The following is a 21,441-nucleotide window of genomic DNA, read 5'->3' on the forward strand; positions in this document are numbered from 1 at the left end:
AAAGAGCTCAGCAACACCAACCGATGATCAGCAGGTGAACCCGCCATGGAATTACGTATCAACCAAAAGACCTACCAGGTCGATGCCGACGCCGACACGCCGCTGCTGTGGGTGATCCGTGACGACCTCGGCATGACCGGCACCAAGTACGGTTGCGGCCTGGCCCAGTGCGGCGCCTGTTCGGTACTGGTGGACGGCAATGTGGTGCGCTCTTGCGTCACGCCGGTGGCGGGTGTGGTCGGCCGCGAGGTCACGACCATCGAGGCCATTGAGGACGATGCGGTGGGCAAGCAGGTGGTCGCCGCCTGGGTCGAACATCAGGTGGCGCAATGCGGTTATTGCCAGTCCGGGCAGGTGATGGCGGCCACGGCGCTGCTCAAGCACACGCCCGCGCCGACGGTCGCGCAAATTGATGCGGCGATGGTCAACCTGTGCCGCTGCGGCACCTATAACGCCATCCACACCGCCATGCAGGATTTGGCCCAGCAGAAGGAGCGCGCCTGATGAACACGCGCAACGAACTGCTTGACGTGGCCCTGGGCGACCCGGTCAACCTGTCGCGCCGGCGTTTTCTGGCCAGCACCGCCGTGGGCGCACTGGTGATTGGTTTCGGCCTGCCGCTGGGTAGCGGCCGCGCATTCGCGGCCACCGCCAACCCTGCGGAACGCGGCACCCAAGTGCCGGCGTTTCTGGAGATTCGCCCGGACGGCACGGTGCGCCTGCTCAGCCCCTTTATGGAAGGCGGCCAAGGCACCCACACCGCCATGGCGCAAATTGTCGGTGAAGAACTGGACGCCGATCCCGCCACCTTCATCGTCGAGGCCGCGCCACCGGGCGATGCCTATGTGGTGATGGAAAACGGCATGCGCATCACCGGCGGCAGCATGTCGGTGCGCATGAGTTACCCGACCATGCGCCGCCTGGGCGCCCTCGCCCGCGCCATGCTGTTGCAAGCCGGCGCCGAGCAACTGGGCGTGCCGGTCGCACAACTGACCACCATCCCCGGCCGCGTAGTACACGCCGCCTCGGGCCGCTCGCTGGGGTATGGCGAACTGGCCAGTCGCGCCCTCGACATGCCGGTACCTGACCCGTCCACCATTACCCTGCGCGATCCGAGCCAGTTCCGCTGGATCGGCAAGCCGGTCAAACGCCTGGATGCCTACGACAAATCCACTGGCAAGGCGCAATACAGCATCGACCTCAAGGTCGACGGCATGCTCCACGCCGCCGTGCAGCATGCGCCGCGCCTGGGCATGACCGTGGGCAGCCTGCGTAATCAGTCCCAGGTCGAAGCCATGAAAGGCGTGCACTCAGTGCATCAACTGCCTGGCGCCGTGGCCGTGGTGGCCGAGCGCTGGTGGCACGCCAAGCGTGCAGTAGAAGCTATTCAAGTCGAATGGCTGGAAGCCGCAGCCGACTCTACAGTGCGCGCCATGCCGGCAGACTTTTCCAGCGACAAATACCGTGACTTCCTTGCCGCCCAGCAAGGCCCGGCCCGCGACGAAGAAAACGAAGGCGACGTCAACGCCACACTGGCAAACGCCAAGACCAAGGTCGAAGCCACCTACCACAACCAATACGTCAACCATGCCCAACTGGAGCCGCCATCGGCCCTGGCGCGCTACAACCCGGACGGCACGCTGGAAGTCTGGCTGCCGAACCAGGCGCCGGACATGTTCCGCGCCGATATCGCCAAGCGCACCGGGCTGGATGTGTCGAAGATCACCCTGCACTCGCCGTTACTGGGCGGTTTTTTCGGCCGGCACTTCCTGTATGACTCGGCCAACCCGTATCCGCAGGCTGTCGCGCTGGCCAAGGCCGTGGGCCGCCCGGTCAAGCTGATCTGGAGCCGCGAAGAAGAGTTCCTGCGCGATGTGCTGCGCCCGGTCGCGGTGGTCAAGTTCCGCGCGGCGCTGGATGACAAAGGCTTGCCGGTGGCCATCGAAGCCGTGAGCGCCACCGAAGGCCCATCCGAAGCCATCGCCGGCAAACAGGGCGATAAAATCGACCCGACGGCCCTGGAAGGGTTGTCGGGCAAGTCCTACGCGATTCCCAACAAACGCATCGCCCAGATCTACGTCAAAGGCCCGACCATGCTCGGCTACTGGCGTTCGGTGGGTAACTCGCTGAATGACTTTTTCTACGAAGCCTTCCTCGATGAACTGGCCGACAAAGGCGGCCATGACCCGTACGAGTTGCGCCTGCACCTGCTGCGCGACAACAAACGCCTGACCACGTTGCTGCAAGCGGTGGGCGAGTTGTCCGGTGGCTGGAAACGTGGCCCGTATACCGCCGAAGACGGCAGCCGGCGTGCCCGTGGGGTGGCCATGGCCTCGCCCTTTGGCTCGCATGCGGCGGTGGTTGCCGAAGTGTCGATCGAAAACGGCCAGGTCAAGGTGCATCACATCTGGGAAGCGATTGACCCTGGCAGCATCGTCAACCCGGCGATCATCGAGGCCCAGGTCAACGGCGCCGTAGCGTTGGGCTTGTCACAAACGTTGGTGGAAGAAGCGGTGTACGTGGACGGTAAACCACGGGCGCGCAACTACGACCTTTACCCGATCCTGCCACCCTCGCGGATGGCCAAGGTGCACGTAAAGATCGTCGAGAGCGGCGAAAAGATGGGCGGTATCGGCGAGCCGCCGCTACCCGCAGTGGCGCCTGCCGTGGCCAATGCGGTGGCGCACTTGACCGGCCAGCGCATCCGCAGTCTGCCCTTGAGCCGCTACACCTTCGCCTGACCGACAAGGAACGCCTATGAACAACCAACGATTGGCTAGAACCGCTGGCTGGCTGGTGCTGGCCGGCGCGGTCGCCGCCGGCCTGCTGGCCTGGTACGTCACCCGTCAACCGGCTTCGCCGTTTGAACAGGCCAACGCCACCGCCGACCCGACACTGGTCAGCCGTGGCGAATACGTCGCCCGCGTCAGTGATTGCGTGGCCTGCCACAGCCTGCCGGGCAAAGCGCCGTTTGCCGGCGGCCTGGAGATGGCCACGCCGCTGGGCGCCATCCATGCCACCAACATCACCCCGGACAAGAACGTCGGCATCGGCACCTACAGCCTGGCCGACTTCGACCGTGCCGTGCGCCACGGTGTGGCGCCGGGTGGGCGACGGCTCTACCCGGCCATGCCCTACCCGTCCTACGTGAAACTCAGCGACGACGATATGCGTGCGCTGTATGCGTTTTTCATGCAAAGCGTGCAACCGGCCAGCGAGCCGAACATCCCCAGCAGCATCCCGTGGCCACTGAACATGCGCTGGCCCATCGCGCTGTGGAACGGCGTGTTCGCGCCGACTAAAACCTATGCCGCCAAACCCGAGCAGGACGCGTTGTGGAACCGTGGCGCCTATATCGTCCAAGGCCCCGGCCACTGCGGCAGTTGCCACACGCCGCGTGGGCTGGCGTTTAACGAGAAGGCATTGGACGAGTCCGGCGCGCCGTTCCTCGCCGGCGCCCTGCTCGACGGTTGGTATGCACCGAGCCTGCGCCAGGACCACAACACCGGCCTGGGCCGTTGGGGCGAGCCGGAGATTGTGCAGTTCCTCAAGACCGGGCGTAATAAACACGCGGTGGTGTATGGCTCGATGACCGAGGCATTTAACAACTCCACGCAGTTCATGCAGGACGACGATCTGGCGGCCATTGCGCGTTATCTCAAGTCGTTACCTGGGGATCCGCAGCGTGACGGTTCGCCGTGGCAATACCAAACGGCATCGCTCGACACAAGCGCTCCGGGCGCCCACACCTACGCCACCCGCTGCGCCTCCTGCCATGGCCTGGACGGCAAAGGCCAGCCGGATTGGATGCCACCGTTGGCCGGTGCCACCTCAGCTTTGGCCAAGGAAAGCGCCTCGGCGATCAACATCACCCTCAATGGCTCGCAACGCATCGTGACCGCCGGCGTGCCGGATGCGTACCGCATGCCGGCGTTCCGCGAGCAATTGTCCGACCAGGAAATCGCCCAGGTGTTGAGCTACGTGCGCGGCACATGGGGCAACAACGGCGGCGCGGTGGACGCTGCGGCGGTGAACAAGCTGCGCGGGCATACGGACCCGGCAAGCAGCAGCCCGATTATTTTGCATATGCGCTAACAGATCGTTCCCACGCTCCCGCGTGGGAATGCAGCCCGTGACGCTCTGCGTCACAGCTGCGCAAAACTTGAATGTTGTGAGCGGGACGCAGAGCGTCCCAGGCTGCATTCCCACGCAGAACGCGGGAACGATCTGATGGCCGCAGGCTACCAGCCATACAAGATGGACCAGAGGATACAGCCAGCAAACCATACCATCCCAAAATGATACGGCCACACCGCCCAACGCTTGAGGGACACGGGGACGGCCGCCACCTCTGCCTCGGTCACCTCGCCTCTTTTGATGTGAAATTTAGGCATGCCCAACAGGTCACTGATCACGAGCATGCGATGAAACCTGTCGATGTGCTTGTTTCTGCCCCAAAACCGTTTGTTGGCGCAGACCACCTCGTTTTCGCTGAAGTAGCTTTCCAGGGCTTCGAGCTTTGTGCACTCGGCGTATAAAGTGAGTCCCGAAAAAACGAAAGTCGATATGAATAGAATCATTGCAAGGATGAATTGAAAATCCATGCTTATGCGCCCTCTGGTTGAAAGATCAAATCACCGTCAATCTCTTCGATTTTTCCGCCCAGAAACGCACCGAAATCGCCAATTCCATTGCCCACTGCATACCCTCCCGCAGCACCGCCGATCACTGCGCAAGCCAGGTCACCGTTTCCTTTAGCCACGACGCCCAAAAAAACCTTGCAGCCGAGACGGGCTATTTTCGCGCCCGCCCTCCCTCCGCCATAAGCCCCCCCTACGCCACCCACCAACTTCCCCGTCTCCACATACTTCGCCCGCCGGCACTGCGCCTCCCGCCCCTCCACACATGCCTCCTTGATCTCCAACCCTGCCACGCCCACGTCCAGTGCCAACCCCACATAGGTGCCCTTCCCCAACCACTTCGAGGTCTGCGCAATGCTCCGCATCCGCTGCGCATACCCGGCAATCTCACCCTTGTGCAGATAGCTTTTGGTTGAAATCCCCAATATCTTTTTCAGCGCCTGATTACCTCGCAACCCCGTGCCAAATCGCGCCGCGCCTTGCAACTGGGTGTCCAGCAGCCCAAACAACGCCTGGCGCTGGCGCAAAAAGCCTCACGCTCCAAGCCTGCGGTTTTCAGGCGCTGGTGCAGCCGCTCAATCTCTTCCAGCGTCTGCGCCACTTCGTCCAGATGCCGCGCCCACGCCGATGTTGCGCTGCCCACTCCCAACGAGCCGTACCCCAGAAGGCTTTGCCGCAAGTCATAGTTGTTGACCACTTGGGTTGCAACGCGCGCGTCCAGCTCCCGACTGATTGCCTCGGCATGGCGCACAAGCCAGGCCTCTTCCAGTGAGCAGGTCACGCTGTAGGGATCGGGAATAATCACCAACTGCCCCGGCCTTACCAGCCCATGACGCAGGTGCCGGTTCAGCACATCGAAATGATCGGCACGCTGCCGGCCCGGGGAATGGCCCATCAACTGGGTTTTCAAGCTGAGGTAGTCCGTCAGGCGGTCGTTGATATAGCCCTGCGCCATGCTTCGTATCTCTGAATGCAATGAAGATGGCGTCGGAATATAAGCAAGCGAACAGGGCTCGGACACAAGGTCGGGATGGCTGAGTGATATTTGGGAAGTTGCCTACATCACTAGGAATTTACGCCTACAAAAATGGCCGGACTTGATAGATCGTTCCCACGCTCCCGCGTGGGAATGCAGCCCGTGACGCTCCGCGTCACACCTGCGCAAAACTTGAATGTTGTGGGCGGGACGCAGAGCGTCCCAGGCTGCATTCCCACGCAGAGCGTGGGAACGATCTGATTAGTGGCATTTGGTCATGTTTTTTAAAGGGCCAGCAGGGCGCGTCTCTTTAAATTGCAGGACGTTTCCTAGACAATCCTTGCCGCCTTGTGCCTGCTGGAATCGATGGCTAGTCTGCGATCCGTCACTGCTTATCAGTGATCGGGTTTAGTCGCTCGGTATTCCAAAAGGTGCATGGCCCTCCGTGAGGTTTTATGGTGGCTGTGCGCAGGGCGCCCTCGGGTGCGCCGGTTTTTACCTTTTGGTCCGGTCGACTAACCTGCGTACAGCCGCCACCCTACGTTTAGTCGCGAACGGTTCGGCTCCCTGAATCCAAAAGGTAGCTAAACAATGAAAAAAGTCGTCCCCGACCCACCCCGCAACACCACCAAAGACCGCGCCGCCTTCAACCGCGCCATCGACCATTACCTACCCTCCAACGGCGTTCAAATCGAAGACCTGAGCTTCGAAGACGCCCTGCTCTACACCGCCAGCTTGCTCGACAGTGCTTCAGCTACTGCACTCAACTGCGGCGATTTGCTGGCCAGCCCCCAGCGGGCGAAGATTCTGGCGGTCTGGCATTTGCTGGAGATGGCCAAGACCACGGTGGACCGCTCCATCGAGTGCCTGAAACCCACAGCCCCGCCTGCCCGCTCCCACAGTTGATCGGCTCTGTCAGTTAGATCATTCCCACGCTCCCGCGTGGGAATGCAGCCCGTGACGCTCTGCGTCGCACCTGCGCAGAGCTTGAATGTTGTGCTGGGGGGGCGGGACGCGGAGCGTCCCAGGCGTCATTCCCACGCAGAGCGTGGGAATGATCTGAAACTGTGCGGGCTTGCCCGCTCCCACAGTTGATCGGTCCTGTCAGTTGGACATCTGCGCTGGCCGGTGCATCCTAAATCTGTGCATGGATATTGCTCTATGGAACTAAATGTCCATAATGGACAAATTAGTTTATCTGCGGAGATTGCCATGTCCAGCACGCCCCTCGTCATGAACCAGGCCCAAGCCCGTGAATTGCTTGCTCAGGTCGATGTGCCTCACATCCTGCACAAGCTGTTCCGCGACCTGGCGGCCGGGCTGGCGGTGCAGCCGGCGCAGCAGTTAGTGGAGTTCCCGCACGGGGCCGGCGACTTTATCAACTACCTGGGCGTGTTGGCCGACGAGGGCGTTTATGGCGTCAAGACGTCGCCCTATATCGTGCGCGAGCAAGGCCCGCTGGTAACGGCCTGGACGTTGTTGATGTCGATGCACACCGGCCAGCCGCTGATGCTGTGTGATGCGGCCGAGCTGACCACCGCGCGCACCGCTGCCACCACGGCATTGGCGGTGGACGTGCTGGCGCCTGCTGCCGCGCGGCGCCTGGCGATTATCGGCAGTGGCAAGGTGGCGCAAGCGCACCTGCACTACGTGCGCAACCTGCGCGACTGGCAGCACATCCGCCTGTATTCACCGAGCCTGGGCCATGCCAACGCCGACACCCTCGCCCACCTCACAGGCCTGGACCCACGCCTGACCCTGGCCGATAGCTGTGACAGCGCCGTGGACGATGCCGATGTGATCCTGCTGTGTACCTCATCAGCCGGCCCGGTGCTAGACCCAGCGCGCTTGCGCAAGCCAGCGCTGATCACCTCCATCAGCACCAATGCGCCACGCGCCCATGAAGTGCCACCTGCCAGCCTGCAAGCCATGCATGTGTTCTGCGACTATCGCCAGACCACGCCGGGCGCGGCCGGTGAGATGCTGATCGCCGCCGAGCAACACGGTTGGGACAAGCGCGCCGTGATCGGCGACCTGCCGGAGCTGCTCAGTGACATGGCGCAGCGCCCGGACTATGACCGCCACGTGTTTTTTCGCTCGATCGGCCTGGGCCTGGAAGACGTCGCACTGGCCAACGCCCTGTACCAAACCCAGCGCTAATCATTGTTTAAGGAGATGTTTATGAGCCATGCAGACTTCATCATCATCGGCGGCGGCATTGCCGGTGCATCCACGGGGTTCTGGTTGTCGCAGCATGGCAAAGTGTTGGTGCTGGAGCGCGAGAACCACCCGGCCTATCACTCCACCGGGCGCTCGGCGGCGCTCTACACCGCGGCTTATGGCACGCCGCAAGTGCGCGCGTTGACCCTGGCCAGCCGTGCATTTTTTGATAACCCGCCGGCAGGCTTCTGTGAGCATCCGTTGCTGACGCCACGCGGGGAGATCACCGTGGATTTCAGCGGCGACCCGGCGGAACTGGAGCGCCAATACCAGAGCGCCAAGGCCACTGTGGCGCAGGTGGAACGGCTGAGTGTCGATGAGGCGTGCGCACGCTTGCCGATCTTGCGTCGTGAAAAAGTCCACGGCGCCATCTTCGACCCGACCGCCAGTGACATCGACACCGATGCCCTGCACCAAGGCTATTTGCGTGGCATCCGCCGCCATCACGGCGAAGTGCGTACCGACAGCCATGTACTGGGCCTGAGCCGTGACGCCGAGGGCCTGTGGCAGGTGCGCACCCAAGACGCGACCTACACCGCGCCGATCATCATCAACGCCGCTGGCGCCTGGGCCGATCATATCGGCGGGCTCGCCGGTGCGGCGACCATCGGCCTGCAGCCCAAGCGGCGTTCGGCATTTATCTTCGCCGGGCCAGAAGGCGTCGACACGCATGCGTGGCCGATGCTGGTGGCGCTCGACGAAGCCTTCTACATGAAACCCGATGCAGGCATGTTCCTCGGCTCGCCGGCCAACGCCGATCCGGTCGAACCCCAGGATGTACAACCCGAAGAGCTGGACATTGCCATGGGCATCTACCAGATCGAAGAAGCCACCACCTTGACCATCCGCCGCCCGACCCGCACGTGGGCCGGGCTGCGCAGTTTTGTGCCTGATGGTGATTTGCTCGCAGGCTTCGACCCGCAGGTGCCGGGGCTGTTCTGGGTCGCGGCGCAAGGCGGTTATGGCATCCAGACCTCACCGGCCATGGGCCAGGCCAGCGCGGCGCTGGTGCGTGGCGCACCGTTGCCGGAGCCACTGACGCGGTTTGGCCTGGACGCTGGTATGCTCTCGCCCGTCCGCCTGGAGCCGCATTGATGAGCATTGCTGAACAAGAAAACGTTGTGCAGAACTTCCGGGCGATCGCCGATGCGATCGCCACGCTGTTCTTTCCCCACGCCGAAGTGGTGCTGCATGACTTGCGCACGCAAAAGGTCGATTACATCGCCAACAACTTGTCGAAACGAGCCATTGGTGACGAATCGTCCCTGGAGGACATGCTCAGCGATGACATCCGCGAAGTGAATATCGGCCCGTACGAAAAGCTCAACTGGGACGGTCAGAAAATCCGCAGTCTGAGCACGGTGTTGCATGACCACAAAGGCCGTCGGCTGGCGGTGTTGTGCATCAACCTGAATATCTCGCTGTTCGAAAATGCCAAGGCGGCGCTGGACCTGTTTCTGTCACCGAGCAAGTTGATTCCGCAGCCGGACTCACTGTTTCGTGATGACTGGCAGGAGCGCATCAACACCTTTTTGCATGCCTGGATGCGTGAGCGTCAACTGAGCCTGAACCTGCTGACCCGCGACCATAAGCGTGAACTGGTGCTGGCGTTGCATGCCGAGGGCGCGTTCAAGGGCAAGAGCGCGTCGAACTATGTGGCGAATGTGCTGGGGATGGGGCGGGCGACGGTGTACAAGCACCTCAAGGAATTGAAGGGCTGAGTAAGCTGCCTTGGAACGCTGATCAAATGTTAGAGCTGGGTTGTCTGCTGTGGCGGTTTGTCGGTGTACATATCCGTTGCTGCGGTAACGGCTTCTATTGGTTCCGCTCTTACAGCGGGTCACTTTTGGCAAACGCCCGGAATGCCGGCCCAGCCAAAAGTAACCAAAAGGTCTGTGCCCCACCACTCGGCACCTCGCTTAGGCTCGGTGTGCCAGAACGAAGGCTTGAATCCGTGGGCCGCCGCGATGGGCCATCCCTGGCCCAGCGCGGCTAACCCGGCGTCCTGCCGGGTTACCCACGGATTCAAGCCTGCGTTCGGCCATCGTGGTTAACGGGGCGCCTCAGATCAAAATCAAAATCTACAGCACGGCGGCCTGAAAGCCGACCTGAGTGGTTGAAGCAAAAGCCAGATCAAGTGCAAGGCAAAAGCCTGTCTACCTGATGCAACACAGTCTAAATGTGGGAGCGGGCTTGCTCGCGAAGGCGGTCTGTCAGTGACGGATGAATTGACTGATACACCGCATTCGCGAGCAAGCCCGCTCCCACAGTTGACCGCATGCAGTTTTGAATATGAGGTCGGCTGCGGATTTGCATGCTCTGAACATGTTCTTTTCTGTGGGAGCTGGCTTGCCTGCGATGCTGACACCTAGGTACATCAGGCACACCGAGTTGATGCCATCGCAGCGGTGCGACGATTCGACAAGCCAGCTCCCACATTAGACCGAGTTTGGCTCTGCTGTTGCTCTGGCTCTGGCTCTGGCTCTTACATCCTTTTCGCTGGCGAAGTCAGCGGTCTTTTGATCTGCGCTTTTGATCTTGATCTTGATCTGAAATCGCCCCGTCAAACACGATGGCCGGAATCTGACAGTGATTTGGGGGGTAAACCGGCAGGGATGCCGGTTTAGCCGCGCTGGGCCAAGGATGGCCCATCGCGGCGGCCCCCCAAATCACTGTCGGATTGCGGGCATGCCGAGCCATAGCGAGGCACCGAGTGTTGGGGCGAAGACTTTTTGGTTACTTTTGTGTCTTTACAAAAGTGACCCGCTGTAAGAGCGGAACCATAGGCCGCCGTTACCTAAATAACGGATATGCCCCCGACCGGGTATGACGCACCCACATGGGTTACAAATCAGCGCCCACAAAAGCTGGCTCCCCCATTCACACTCAATCGCCGTAGATATCGGACTTGAAATACTGCTGTGAAATCTTCTGATACTCGCCATTCGCGCGGATGCCGTCGATGGCCGTATTCAGCTCACTGACCAACTCGGTATTGCCCTTGCGCACCGCGATCCCGGCGCCCTCGCCGACGTATTTGGGGTCTTTGAGTTCCGGCCCGACAAACGCATAGCCCTTGCCGCGTGGCATCGACAGGAAGTCACTCAACGGGATGGTGTCGGCAAAAATCGCATCCAGGCGCCCCGAGGCCAGATCCATGTAAATCTCTTCGTTATTGCCGTAGCGCTTGACGTTGATGCCCTTGGGCTCGAACACCTCGGTGGCATAGCGGTCGGTGGTGGTGGCGCGCTGCACGCCAATGGTCTTGCCCTTGAGGCTGGCGTACTGGTCATCCACCACCGCGCCGTCTTTCATCACCAGGCGCGAGGAAGTGAAGTAATACTTGTGGGTGAAATCCACCGACTTTTTGCGGTCTTCGTTGATGGTCATGGACGACAAGGCCAGGTCGATTTTCTTCACTTTAAGCGAAGGAATCAGGCCGTCGAACTCACCTTCCACCCACACGCACTTGACCTTCATCTGCGCGCACAAGGCGTTACCGATGTCGTAGTCGAACCCGACGATCTTGCCATCCTGGGTCTTGGAGGCGAACGGTGGGTAGGCCGCCTCAATACCGATACGCAAAGTTTTCTCAGCGGCCAGCACATGGCTTGAAGCAAACAGGCCCAGGGCCAGTGCTGCGATCAGCGCGGGTTTCTTCATGGTCGTTATCTCGCAAGTTGTTGTTGGTTTGGCAAGCGTGAAGAAAGAAAGGCAGAGGCTCTTTTGTACTTATAATTCCATATTGGACTTTTAGGTATTAATCGTCAATCCATGCCGCCTTTCTACACGCTGGGGCACAAATTAATGCCCGTCTCCATCGTTTCTCCACAAAACCTCCCATGAAAGCGCACGCTGGTTGCGCACACTTGCGTTCACCGTTGCGTGGGTTCACCAGGAGAACACGATGATGCCTGCCCTGGAGGCCAGCACCCTCACCCAGAAGCTATGATCACTACTGGCAAACGTGGCCATGGACCGGCAGCCACGATAAGGCAGATAAGCACGAGCGCAGGGATGCACAGGCTCGCCGCGTATTCACCGAGCAGACCATGACTGATTTTCCCGTTGCATCGTTACCCCGCCCGGACTGCGTCAGAGAACCCCAGGCCCTCGTGCTGATTGCCGAGGACGAGCCGCAAATCGCCGACATTCTGGTGGCTTACCTCAAACGCAGCGGCTTTCGCACCGCCCACGCGCGTGACGGCCAACAGGCGCTGGACATGCACCTGGCGCTCAAGCCGGAGCTGATGTTGCTGGATGTGCTGATGCCCCACGTGGATGGCTGGCAAGTTCTCGCGCAAGTGCGCCAGCGCGGCCATACGCCGGTGATCATGCTGACCGCGCAAGATCAGGACATGGACAAGCTGATGGGCCTGCGCATCGGCGCCGACGACTATATCGTCAAGCCGTTCAACCCGGCCGAAGTGGTGGCGCGTACCCAGGCGGTACTGCGCCGCTCCATCGCTTATCGCGGCCACGCCTGCCCCACGGTGCTGCGAGTGGACGCGTTTGAAATCGACCTGGAAAGCTACGAAGCCACGGTGACGCTGGCCGGCCGCCGAGTGCCGCTGGCCTTGACCGTCACCGAATTCAGGCTGCTGGCGCAACTGGCCAAGGCACCGAAACGGGTGTTTACCCGCGCCGAGTTGTTGGCCCAGTGTTCACCGGAAAGCGACAGCCTGGAGCGCACGGTCGACAGCCATATCAGCAAACTGCGGCGCAAGCTCGAAGACCTCGGCGTGCAGGGTGTGCCCACCAGTATCCGTGGCGTCGGCTACCGGTTCGGGTGCGTGGTGTGAAAGGGCTCAAAGGCCTGAGCCGCCAGATCATTTTGTCGATGTGCGCCGTGGTGCTGTGCGTGATCGCCCTGGCGGTGATCGGCTCGTATATTTTTTACGCATTGCTATGGACCTACTGGCCGCTCACCGACGCCGAAGTGGATGCCTGGCTGCCGGCCAAGGCTGAATGGGTGTGGATGGGCCTGACCACGTGCGTGAGCCTGGCGGTGGGCTCGATTGTGGCGCTGAAACTGTCGCGACGCATTCTGATGCCGCTCAATTCCGTGGCCGAGAACCTGCGCAAACTGGCCGACGGTGACTTGGACGTGCAGGCGGTTGCCGGTGACCAGTCGATCGGTGAAGCGGCGATCCTGGTCAATGACTTCAACAGCATGGCCAAACGCTTGCAGCGCATGGCGCAGGAGCAAGCGTTCTGGAATGCCGCGATTGCGCATGAACTGCGCACGCCCCTGACTATTCTGCGCGGGCGCCTGCAAGGGTTGGCCGAGGGTGTATTCGAACCCGACACCGCGCAGTTCTACAGCCTGCTGGGCCAGGTCGAAGGCTTGACGCGTTTGATCGAGGATTTGCGCGTGGTGGGCCTGGCCGACAGTGGCTACTTGGAACTCAACCTGCAAGAAGCCGACCTGGCGACAGGCATTGAAGACGATGTGCGGTTGTTTGAACCGAGCCTGGTAGCCGCAGGTTTCGTGCTGCAACTGGACCTGCAACGCCGCACCCTGCGCTGCGACCCGGCGCGCATCCGCCAGGCCTTGCTGGCCCTGCTGGATAACATTCGGCGGCACGCGACACCGGGCAATGTCATCGTGCACCTGAGCACCCGCGACGGCTTCAACTACCTGCGCGTGCGCGATGACGGCCCCGGCATCGACGAAGGTTTTGCCACGCGCCTGTTCGACGCCTTCCAACGCGGGGAAAACTCCCGCTCACGCGCCCAAGGCGGCAGTGGCCTGGGCTTGGCCGTGGTACGCGCCATCGCCCTTGCCCATGGCGGCGCAGTGACCTGCCGCCGCATGGAAAACGGCGGCACGCTGTTTGAACTCAGTTGGCACGTTTGATTGAGCGAGGCACGGCGATGCGTATGTTTTTTTCGGTGTTTAGGCGCCCGCCCCGTTACCGGCACTTTGCTTTATTGGACGCAAAGCAGGTGTGCATCGCCTTTAAAAGCTGCCGCGCCAAACCTGTCGGCGAGCAATGGGTAGAAGTTGAACGGGTCAACCTGTCTTGGCTGGGAACCACGCTCCCAGGCGGCGCGCGTACCGTTGAGGGAGGGTAAACATGAGCAATGACATATCCCGACTCGAAGCCTCGTTAAGGCTGCACACGGCCCGTTTGAAAAGGTTGCAGCGCTTCTGGGTGCCGCTGCAACGTCGTGCCCCAAAGTGGGTACTGGCGTTGTGGATTGTGGGCGTCTTCGTATCGCTGACCACCCAATGTTACGAGCACTGGCTGGTGACCGCGCCGATGATCTGCGCATTGATCGTGGCGGAAATCATCGTCGATGAGCGGCAAATGACGCTGTTATTGCGCGTCGACCAGATGCGTGACCTGCTCAGGGAGGCGCGCAACCGCTATCTGTGTTGATAAGCGCAGGTTGCTGGTGAGCCCTTGCGCAATCATCGTAGTCAATTTTGATCAGCAGATTCTTCAGGTCCTGGAACTACGCCTGGACTATGTGAAGGCCGAGCGAAGCTGATAGTAAAGGCCAGTATCTGCACCGGTAACCTGTGGCGAGGGAGCTTGCTCCCGTTGGACCGTGCAGCAGTCCCTTTTTTCAGGGCTGCTTCGCAGCCCAGCGGGAGCAAGCTCCCTCGCCACAGAGGGGGGACTGATCCTTAACTGGTTACAACGCTTGTTTGCAACCAATGCGGCCCGGTAATTGCCCTTGCTTGGCCTTCAACGCAGCTTGCACCGCTTGCGGTAAACCACTCCAGAACGTCAGCCCCGAACGCTCTTCGATTTGACTCACGGGCACTTGGTAATCGCAGAAATTGGCGCCCTTGGGCGTTTCCTGGTTCATGATGAACGAGGCATACATTCCGCCTTCAGGCGAGCTGCCGACGGAGATGATTTTCCAGTAGCCACTGGGAATGGTGTGCACCTTGTTCGTGCCTGGCAGCGAGCCGACAAAATGCTCATACAGCGGCCCGGTGGCAACATACACCGCGTCGACTCCCGCCTGCTTGCTCAGGTTGCGCTCCTGGTCTTCCAGGTGCGCCCACGGCCCCTGGTTGAGGTCGGACTTCTGTGGGGTGATGTTCGACAAGTAATTGAGGCTTTGCCAATCCGCCACGCCCGCCATCGAGGCCAGGTTGGCCTGATGGCCGCGGTCGACTTTGAGCGCGACATTGGCGCCGTTGTAATCCACCGGGTCGAGGGTTTCGCCGGGCGGGATGTCCGGGTCGGTCTGCCAGTCGCGCGCGCGGCCGCTGGCGGGGGTGGTCTTGGTGATTTTGTACGACACCCAGTTGGCAAACTTGGTCGAGCCATTGTTGTTCAGGGTGTACGCCTGACGGTTCAGGGTCAGTGGGCTGCCGCCGCTGGGGCAGCCGACCGAGCAGTTGTCGAACTGCCAGGCCTGTTGGGGCTGAGCTTGGGGGGTGATGGCCGATTCGCGGGTTCTGTCCGGCGTGGTACAGGCGGCAACCAGCGGGATCAACAGAAACGCTAAGTGTTTGGACTTCATACTTCCTTGCATGGTGTAGCTCCTTGGATGTAGCAGATTGGTGAATCAATGACAAAACGTCTGTCGGCGGCTGCGATCCATCGCAAGCCGACATAAACATTAAACCACTTAAACATTTCAAATTGTGTACAGGTTTCAAGGGACGCAAAAAAACCCGTCACGCCGCCGCAAGCCCGCCGTCGACCAAGTAAATCGCCGCTGAAAAGGTCACGATCGAGAGCAGCGTGCTGAGCAAAATGGAGGTCGTGGCTTCACGCTGATACACACCGGCCTGGTTGGCGAACATCGCCGGGATCGTCGCCGAAGGCAGTGCACTGAGCAGGATCATTTGCTGTGCGTAAACGCCGTGGCGGCCCAGCAGGATCATGGCGGCAAACATCAGCGCCGGCTGAATAAACAGTTTGAGCCCCAGGTTGGTCCACACCTCACCGGACATTTTCAGCCGGTCTGCCGACATGATCAGCCCCAGGCAGAACAGCGACACACCGGGCGTCGCCTTGCCCAGCAGGTTGAATGAGTCGGCGGCAACCGCCGGCAACTTGACCTCCAGCAGCGAGAGCAGCATGCCCAAGGCTGGCGCCCACACCAACGGGCGACGTACCGCCGCCCAAAGGCTTGAGACGAACGCCTGGCCACCGCTGCCTTTGCCATCCGCGAGGGTCAGCAACATGATCGCCAGCGGGATCATGATCAAGGTTGCGACCAGGTTCAGCACCAGCACCGCATACAGGCTGCCTGCGCCATACATGGCCGCAAGGATCGGAATGCCCATGAACGCGGCGTCCGGAAAGCCGTTGACCAGGCCCTTGAGCGTGGCGGCCTTGAGGTCGCGCAGGCGCCACCAACCAATGCCCAGCGCCAGCCCGAACATGCCGACGATGCCGATCACCGTGGCCAGGATAAAGTTGAAGTCCAGCAGTTGCGCACGCGGGGTACTGGCCATGCCCACAAACAGCAGCGACGGCATGATCCAGCCCAGCACCAGACGGCTGATCAGCAGGCTATCGGCATGGTTCAACTTGCCGCGTTTGCCGGCGATAAACCCCAAGGTAATCACCACGGCAACGGGCAACAGCGGCCCGGTAATCCTGTCTAGCACGCTCTCGTTCCTCGTGGTTATTGTGGTCGAACAGCGGCTGATCTCGAGGGCGGATCCTGGCCAGGCGAACGTGCGGCGCAAGCTACGTCAAGGGCGGTTGTTCACCAACTAAATACGCCATGACATTTATTTCATGTTGTGGGTTTCAATCCATGCCTGACCAAATGCAGGTGCAGGCCAAAGCAACCTGTGGCGAGCAAGCCTGTGGTGGCAAGCCTGCTTGCCATAACAAGCCTGCTCGCCACAGTGATTGTGTTCGTCGTTAAATCAGCCGGTGTCTCAAAAGCCTTGAAAAGAGGGTACTCAGAACAATTCACCGAAGGGTATGAAACGCGCCGTGTCACCCGCCTGCAAGGTGCAGCCTTCGGCGATCTCCACCAGCCCATCGGCCCACGAAGCGCCCAGCAATACGCCAGAGCTCTGGTTCGGATACAGCACCGCTCTGCTCTCCTCCAGCCTGGCCCGCAGGTATTCGCGTCGATTGCCGGCTTTGGGCCAGTCAAACCCTGCGGTCACCGCAAAGCTCAGGGGCGTGACTGCTTCGACGCCCTGGATGCGCAGCAGATAAGCCCGCGCCAGCAGCCCGAAGGTCACCAGTGCCGAGGTCGGGTTGCCCGGCAGACCGATCACCGGCACGCTGCCAAAGTACCCCACGGTCAAGGGCTTGCCCGGCTTGATCGCAAGTTTCCAGAACAACGCTTGACCGCATTCGCGCAGCACCTGGCCGAGGCAATCGGCATCGCCGGCCGATACGCCACCGGTGGTGAGGATCAAGTCGATGCCCTGTTGCGACTGCTCAAGCTTGAGCCGGGTGAGGTGCGGCTGGTCGGGAAGAACGCCGCCGTCGATGACCTCACACCCCAATGCGCTCAACCAATGGCTGAGCAAGGTGCGATTGCTGTTGTAGATGCAGCCGGGCTTGAGCGGCGTGCCCGGCTCAGCCAGTTCGTCGCCGGTAGACAACAACGCCACCCGAGGCCGGCGCACCACGTGTACATGGGTGCAGCCCTGCGCTGCGGCGATGGCTAGTTCGAAAGGCCCGAGGCGCTTGCCGGCTGCAAGTAATACTTGGCCGGCATGGTTCTCCTGGCCTTGTGGGCGAATATTCTGGCCGACGCGCAGTGCCCGGGTGAAGCGCACGCTGGCGTCAGGAAGGACTTCGACGTTTTCCTGCATCTCAACGCAATTGGCCCCGGCGGGCAGCGGTGCGCCAGTGAAAATCCGCGCGCAGGTGCCGGGCTGCAAAGCCTTGGGCGCGACACCGGCAAAAATCTGCTGCGACACCACCAGCGGCTCTCCCTGCCAGCTCTCAAGGTTCAAGGCGTAGCCGTCCATGGCGCTGTTGGGCCACGGCGGCAGGTCCAGGGTCGCCACCAGGTCACTGGCCAGCACCCGTTGCCGGGCGTCATCGAGCAATACCGGCTCACTGTCTTGCAGGCGTTGCGCCTGGGCCATGGCCAGAAGCGCGGCAATCGCCTGCTCCACCGTCATCACCCGCGCGTCTCGCACAGCGCCACCGGCTTGAGGTGCGGCACAAAGTTGCACGGCCGATGGCGCGCATCGAGTTGCTCGGCGAGGATGCCTTCCCACGCTGTCCGGCACGCGCCGGTCGAGCCCGGCAGGCAGCACACCAGCGTGCCGTTGGCCAGCCCGGCCAAGGCTCGGCTCTGCACAGTGGAGGTGCCGATATCGAGGATAGAGATAGCGCGGAACAACTCACCAAAGCCATCAATGCGCTTGTCGAGCAAACAGCTGACCGCCTCGGGCGTACTGTCACGGCCGGTGAAGCCGGTGCCGCCGGTAATCAACACCACCTGGACCTGCTCGCTGGCGATCCAGGTGGCGACCTGTGCGCGGATCTTGTACAGGTCATCCTTGAGCAGGTTGCGCTCACTGAGGCTATGCCCGGCTTCCAGCAGCCGGCTGACCAGCAGTTGCCCGGAGGTGTCGTTGGCGTATTCGCGGGTATCGCTGACGGTCAACACGGCAATGTTCAAGGGGACAAACACAGTGTCCGACGTTACGCTCATGTGCATCTCCAGCAGGCCAGTATCCAGTCAATTGCCTGAGGCTAAAGCGCGCCCACGAGGGCTGTCTAATCGTTACGGTTGACCGGGTTATCGAGTGAATCTATGACGCCTTCAATGCAGGTGATTGGACGTGCAGGCCGTACAATGCGATGGTCTGCTGCGGGTGCAGGCACGGGCACTTATCATGACCGCTCACTTATTCCCAGGCTGGGGCTTTAAATGGACATCAAGCAACTCAAATTCCTGATCGCGCTGGAGCAGACCCGGCACTTCGGCCAGGCGGCTGCGCGCTGCCACATCACCCAGCCGACCCTGTCGATGCGCCTGCGCAACCTGGAAGATGAGCTGGGCCTGGAGCTGGTCACCCGCGGCCAGCGTTTCGAAGGTTTCACCCAAGCCGGCGAGCGCGTGCTGGCCTGGGCCAGAACCCTGCTCGCGGCGCATGATGGTTTGTTTGCCGAAGCGGCGGCGTGTCGCGGGCAGCTGGTGGGCAGCCTGCGCCTGGGGCTGGTGCCGCTCAGCGGGTTCAACCCCATCAGTTACATCCAGGGTCTGTCCCAGACATTTCCCGAGCTCAAGTTCAGCCTGTCGTCGATGAGCTCGGACAAGATCATCGAAGCCCTGGGCACCAACCAACTGGACCTGGGTGTGTGCTACCTGGACCACGTAAACCCTAATTACCTGGAAGTTTTCGAACTGGGCGAGACCCGCGTCGGCCTGCTGTACGACACGCGCCACTTCCACTTCGAAGGCACCGAAATGAGTTGGGAAGACGCCGCGCAATTGCCCCTTGGGATGATCAGCAACGGCATGCACTATCGAAAATCCATTGACCTGAGCTTCCGCAGCCGTGGCCTCGACCCGCAGCCCATTCTCGAAAGCGATTCGACCTATCAGCTGTTCCAGGCGATCCACGAAGGGTTTTGCTGCGCGATCATGCCGCTGGACAGCGGCCTGGAAAACCCGATCGAGAACCTCGCCTTTATCAACCTGCCGGACGCCAGCGTACTCGCGCCGCTGGGGTTGGTGATGCGCAAGACCGAACCGCGCTCGGCTATCGCCGAGAAGTGTTTTGCGCACGCCAAGCAGGTGTTTGCCGCCAAGGACACGCACTGACGCGAAAGGACGAACACTCTCACTGTGGCGAGCAGGCTTGCCCTGCGTCGGGTGGCGAAGCCGCCCCAATTCAGGCGACTCGGTGAGTCAGTCGTAACCGGATGGGGCTGCTGCGCAGCCCAACGCAGGGCAAGCCTGCTCGCCACAGGTCCAGCGTCGCACCACAGTTCAGTAGATAACTGTGCAAGATGACGAATGGCTCAGTTCGACACTTGCTCAAGGAAAATCAGTTGCAGCGGCTCGCTTAGCAAATCGTCGGCCGTGGCTGCAAATTGCTTGAAGTACGGCGTGGCAAAATGCGCATCCAGGGCCGCCTGGTCCTTGAACGCTTCACGCATGTAAAAGGTGCCAGGCGCATCACGCAGCTCAAACAGCACATAGTCGAGGTTACCCGGCTCGGTGCGCGTTGGCGCGACCAGGGCCAACAAGCCGTGTTTGAGTGCCTGCTGTTTGCCGGGTTTGGCTTTGAGTACGGCGATGGAAACTAATGGTTTTGGCATAGGGGTCGCTCCGTCAGGGGAATGGCTCGCACACCCTGCAATCAACAGCGCAAGCAGGGTAAAACTCATCGTCTTGAGGGCCATTTGGATATCCGTCGCAGGTGTGTGAGGAGATATCCAGCCTAATGAAACACCCGCCGCGTTAGCCATCCGCCAGGGGCGCATAGACTTTCAATGAAATATTGAAAGCGAGCCAAGCTACAACCGATATTGCAGAGGGCGTACTCGGTCAAAAGTGGGAGCGGGCTTGCTCGCGAAGAGGCCGTGTCAGTCACAGATGCTTTGACTGGCTCACCGCATTCGCGAGCAAGTCGAATCGTCGCACCGCCGCTCCCACATTTATTGCGCATTGCATCAAGAGGGTGTGTTGCTGCCCTACGCCCAAGCCATCGCCACGCCAGCCAGGTACAACCCCACGCCGAACACCGCGTGACTGATCACACTGCGCAGGCAGTTCTTGCCCGGCGTGGGTGTCTTGGAGGAGGCAAACCCCGCGCCCATGGCGGGTTGAATCAAAAACAGCGGAACAGCCACGGTGGCGATACCCAGCACCAATGCCGGCACCAAGGTCGGCGCCTGCAACCAGATGACCCCTTCGACCTCCACCAGCAGCAGCGCAAACACAATCCCGGTGACGTAGTGCGCGATCCAGCCCAAGGCAACTTCGCCACGCACGGGCGCCACCAGTGCAATGCTGCGATGGGTAAACTGCCCGTGGCACGCGTGCCCGACCCAGCGCCCCACGAAGGCGAAATTCAGCGTGGGCACCTTGAGCGCCTTCATCAACAGCATCCACATATCCATCACGACCGTAGCCCCGACCCCCAATAAAATCACCTGTGCAACCACGTGCAGCGATGCCATACCGACCTCTTATTCATGGACCCATTTGACCTGCGCAGGCATCATAGAAGTTGAAGTCAACTTCAAGTCAAGGGTCTGGTAATGGATATCACTGAGGTGGTCAAACGCACGGGCGTACCGGCCCACACCTTGCGTTTTTATGCGAAGAAAGGGCTGATCAGCTCCATCAGCGCGCCTGGCGCTCGCCGCCAGTTTGGCGCGGCGGTGATTGAGCAATTGGCGCTGATCGCCCTTGGGCAGGCGGGCGGCCTGTCACTCGATGAGATACAGGCCATGCTCTGCCCCAATGGCCAGGCCACGGTGGACAGAGCCGTGCTGTTGGCCAAGGCGGATGAGATCGACGCAACGGTCAAACAACTGCAGGCCATGAGTCGCGGATTGCGCCACGCTGCGGCCTGCCCTGCTCCCGACCACGCGCAATGCCCGAACTTTCGTCGGTTACTCGAGATTGCCGCCGCAGGGGCCTTCAAGCGTGCCACGCACGTAGGCGCGTACCTGGCACGTTAGT

Annotated in this window: 20 protein-coding genes and 1 pseudogene; 12 read left to right on the forward strand and 9 right to left on the reverse strand. The window is 61.1% G+C overall.

The window, feature by feature from the left end:
• The first annotated feature begins 45 nt into the window (after positions 1-45).
• The 3 genes from P5706_RS20345 to P5706_RS20355 are packed head-to-tail and all read left to right on the forward strand — an operon-like array spanning position 46 to position 4,095.
• On the forward strand, positions 46-504 hold the full coding sequence (locus P5706_RS20345; protein ID WP_285681280.1) for a (2Fe-2S)-binding protein: 459 nt from the start codon (positions 46-48) through the stop codon (positions 502-504).
• Positions 504-2,741: a xanthine dehydrogenase family protein molybdopterin-binding subunit gene (locus P5706_RS20350; RefSeq protein WP_285681283.1), complete on the forward strand. Its 2,238-nt coding sequence runs from the start codon at positions 504-506 to the stop codon at positions 2,739-2,741. The genes P5706_RS20345 and P5706_RS20350 overlap by 1 nt, the downstream gene beginning before the upstream one ends.
• Before the next feature lie 16 nt (positions 2,742-2,757).
• Positions 2,758-4,095, forward strand: a complete 1,338-nt coding sequence (locus P5706_RS20355) for a c-type cytochrome (protein ID WP_285681285.1) — start codon at positions 2,758-2,760, stop codon at positions 4,093-4,095.
• Between the two features lie 146 nt (positions 4,096-4,241).
• Here P5706_RS20355 and P5706_RS20360 read toward each other — a convergent pair whose 3' ends face one another.
• A complete protein-coding gene (locus P5706_RS20360) occupies positions 4,242-4,604 on the reverse strand; it encodes a hypothetical protein (RefSeq protein WP_285681288.1) in 363 nt (120 codons plus the stop codon).
• A 2-nt stretch (positions 4,605-4,606) separates the two neighbouring features.
• Positions 4,607-5,595 (reverse strand): annotated as a pseudogene (locus tag P5706_RS20365) (hypothetical protein).
• Between the two features lie 612 nt (positions 5,596-6,207).
• Between P5706_RS20365 and P5706_RS20370 the strand changes: the two are divergent.
• From P5706_RS20370 to P5706_RS20385, 4 genes are all read left to right on the forward strand, one after another.
• Complete coding sequence (locus P5706_RS20370; protein ID WP_285681291.1) at positions 6,208-6,522, forward strand: DUF6124 family protein; 315 nt, start codon at positions 6,208-6,210, stop codon at positions 6,520-6,522.
• A gap of 306 nt (positions 6,523-6,828) precedes the next feature.
• Positions 6,829-7,776 carry an ornithine cyclodeaminase family protein gene (locus P5706_RS20375; RefSeq protein WP_285681293.1) on the forward strand — a complete coding sequence of 316 codons (948 nt, stop codon included), beginning with the start codon at positions 6,829-6,831 and terminating at the stop codon, positions 7,774-7,776.
• Positions 7,777-7,797: 21 nt separating this feature from the next.
• Positions 7,798-8,931, forward strand: coding sequence for an NAD(P)/FAD-dependent oxidoreductase (locus tag P5706_RS20380; RefSeq protein ID WP_200434876.1), 1,134 nt, complete (start codon positions 7,798-7,800; stop codon positions 8,929-8,931).
• Positions 8,931-9,557 (forward strand): helix-turn-helix transcriptional regulator, encoded by a 627-nt coding sequence (locus tag P5706_RS20385; protein WP_138815588.1) that lies wholly within the window; start codon positions 8,931-8,933, stop codon positions 9,555-9,557. The genes P5706_RS20380 and P5706_RS20385 overlap by 1 nt, the downstream gene beginning before the upstream one ends.
• Before the next feature lie 1,165 nt (positions 9,558-10,722).
• Here P5706_RS20385 and aotJ read toward each other — a convergent pair.
• Positions 10,723-11,499: an L-arginine-binding protein AotJ gene (gene aotJ, locus P5706_RS20390; RefSeq protein ID WP_285681298.1), complete on the reverse strand. Its 777-nt coding sequence runs from the start codon at positions 11,497-11,499 to the stop codon at positions 10,723-10,725.
• Positions 11,500-11,888: 389 nt separating this feature from the next.
• Here aotJ and P5706_RS20395 point away from each other — a divergent pair, with 389 nt between their 5' ends.
• The 3 genes from P5706_RS20395 to P5706_RS20405 all read left to right on the forward strand — a co-directional run bounded on the left by P5706_RS20395 (position 11,889) and on the right by P5706_RS20405 (position 14,222).
• A complete protein-coding gene (locus tag P5706_RS20395; protein ID WP_200434097.1) occupies positions 11,889-12,638 on the forward strand; it encodes a response regulator in 750 nt (249 codons plus the stop codon).
• Positions 12,635-13,696 carry an ATP-binding protein gene (locus P5706_RS20400; protein ID WP_200434096.1) on the forward strand — a complete coding sequence of 354 codons (1,062 nt, stop codon included), beginning with the start codon at positions 12,635-12,637 and terminating at the stop codon, positions 13,694-13,696. The genes P5706_RS20395 and P5706_RS20400 overlap by 4 nt, the downstream gene beginning before the upstream one ends.
• 220 nt (positions 13,697-13,916) lie before the next feature.
• Positions 13,917-14,222 carry a hypothetical protein gene (locus P5706_RS20405; RefSeq protein WP_200434095.1) on the forward strand — a complete coding sequence of 102 codons (306 nt, stop codon included), beginning with the start codon at positions 13,917-13,919 and terminating at the stop codon, positions 14,220-14,222.
• Positions 14,223-14,481: 259 nt separating this feature from the next.
• Here the strand turns inward: P5706_RS20405 and P5706_RS20410 are convergent, their stop codons facing one another.
• The 4 genes from P5706_RS20410 to moaB form a co-directional block, all read right to left on the reverse strand.
• On the reverse strand, positions 14,482-15,336 hold the full coding sequence (locus P5706_RS20410) for a DNA/RNA non-specific endonuclease (RefSeq protein ID WP_285681302.1): 855 nt from the start codon (positions 15,334-15,336) through the stop codon (positions 14,482-14,484).
• A gap of 145 nt (positions 15,337-15,481) precedes the next feature.
• A complete protein-coding gene (locus P5706_RS20415; RefSeq protein ID WP_285681305.1) occupies positions 15,482-16,423 on the reverse strand; it encodes an AEC family transporter in 942 nt (313 codons plus the stop codon).
• Between the two features lie 303 nt (positions 16,424-16,726).
• The gene (locus tag P5706_RS20420; RefSeq protein ID WP_502945511.1) at positions 16,727-17,914 is read right to left on the reverse strand and encodes a molybdopterin molybdotransferase MoeA; all 1,188 of its coding nucleotides are present in this window, start codon (positions 17,912-17,914) and stop codon (positions 16,727-16,729) included.
• Positions 17,914-18,453: a molybdenum cofactor biosynthesis protein B gene (gene moaB, locus P5706_RS20425; RefSeq protein ID WP_200434091.1), complete on the reverse strand. Its 540-nt coding sequence runs from the start codon at positions 18,451-18,453 to the stop codon at positions 17,914-17,916. Before moaB ends, P5706_RS20420 begins: the two co-directional genes overlap by 1 nt.
• A 219-nt stretch (positions 18,454-18,672) precedes the next feature.
• On the opposite strand from moaB, the gene P5706_RS20430 reads away from it, so the two are divergent.
• Positions 18,673-19,569 (forward strand): LysR family transcriptional regulator, encoded by an 897-nt coding sequence (locus P5706_RS20430; protein WP_200434090.1) that lies wholly within the window; start codon positions 18,673-18,675, stop codon positions 19,567-19,569.
• Between the two features lie 200 nt (positions 19,570-19,769).
• On the opposite strand, the gene P5706_RS20435 is transcribed toward P5706_RS20430, so the two are convergent.
• Positions 19,770-20,069, reverse strand: a complete 300-nt coding sequence (locus P5706_RS20435) for a putative quinol monooxygenase (RefSeq protein WP_058421281.1) — start codon at positions 20,067-20,069, stop codon at positions 19,770-19,772.
• A 375-nt stretch (positions 20,070-20,444) separates the two neighbouring features.
• Positions 20,445-20,933 (reverse strand): DUF2938 domain-containing protein, encoded by a 489-nt coding sequence (locus tag P5706_RS20440; protein WP_285681314.1) that lies wholly within the window; start codon positions 20,931-20,933, stop codon positions 20,445-20,447.
• 81 nt (positions 20,934-21,014) lie between these two features.
• Here P5706_RS20440 and P5706_RS20445 point away from each other — a divergent pair, with 81 nt between their 5' ends.
• Positions 21,015-21,440, forward strand: coding sequence for a helix-turn-helix domain-containing protein (locus tag P5706_RS20445; protein ID WP_285681317.1), 426 nt, complete (start codon positions 21,015-21,017; stop codon positions 21,438-21,440).
• Position 21,441: the final 1 nt, after the last annotated feature.

Source organism: Pseudomonas sp. ChxA (assembly GCF_030263855.1).
In the GTDB taxonomy this organism is placed as follows: Bacteria; Pseudomonadota; Gammaproteobacteria; order Pseudomonadales; family Pseudomonadaceae; genus Aquipseudomonas; species Aquipseudomonas fluorescens_CB.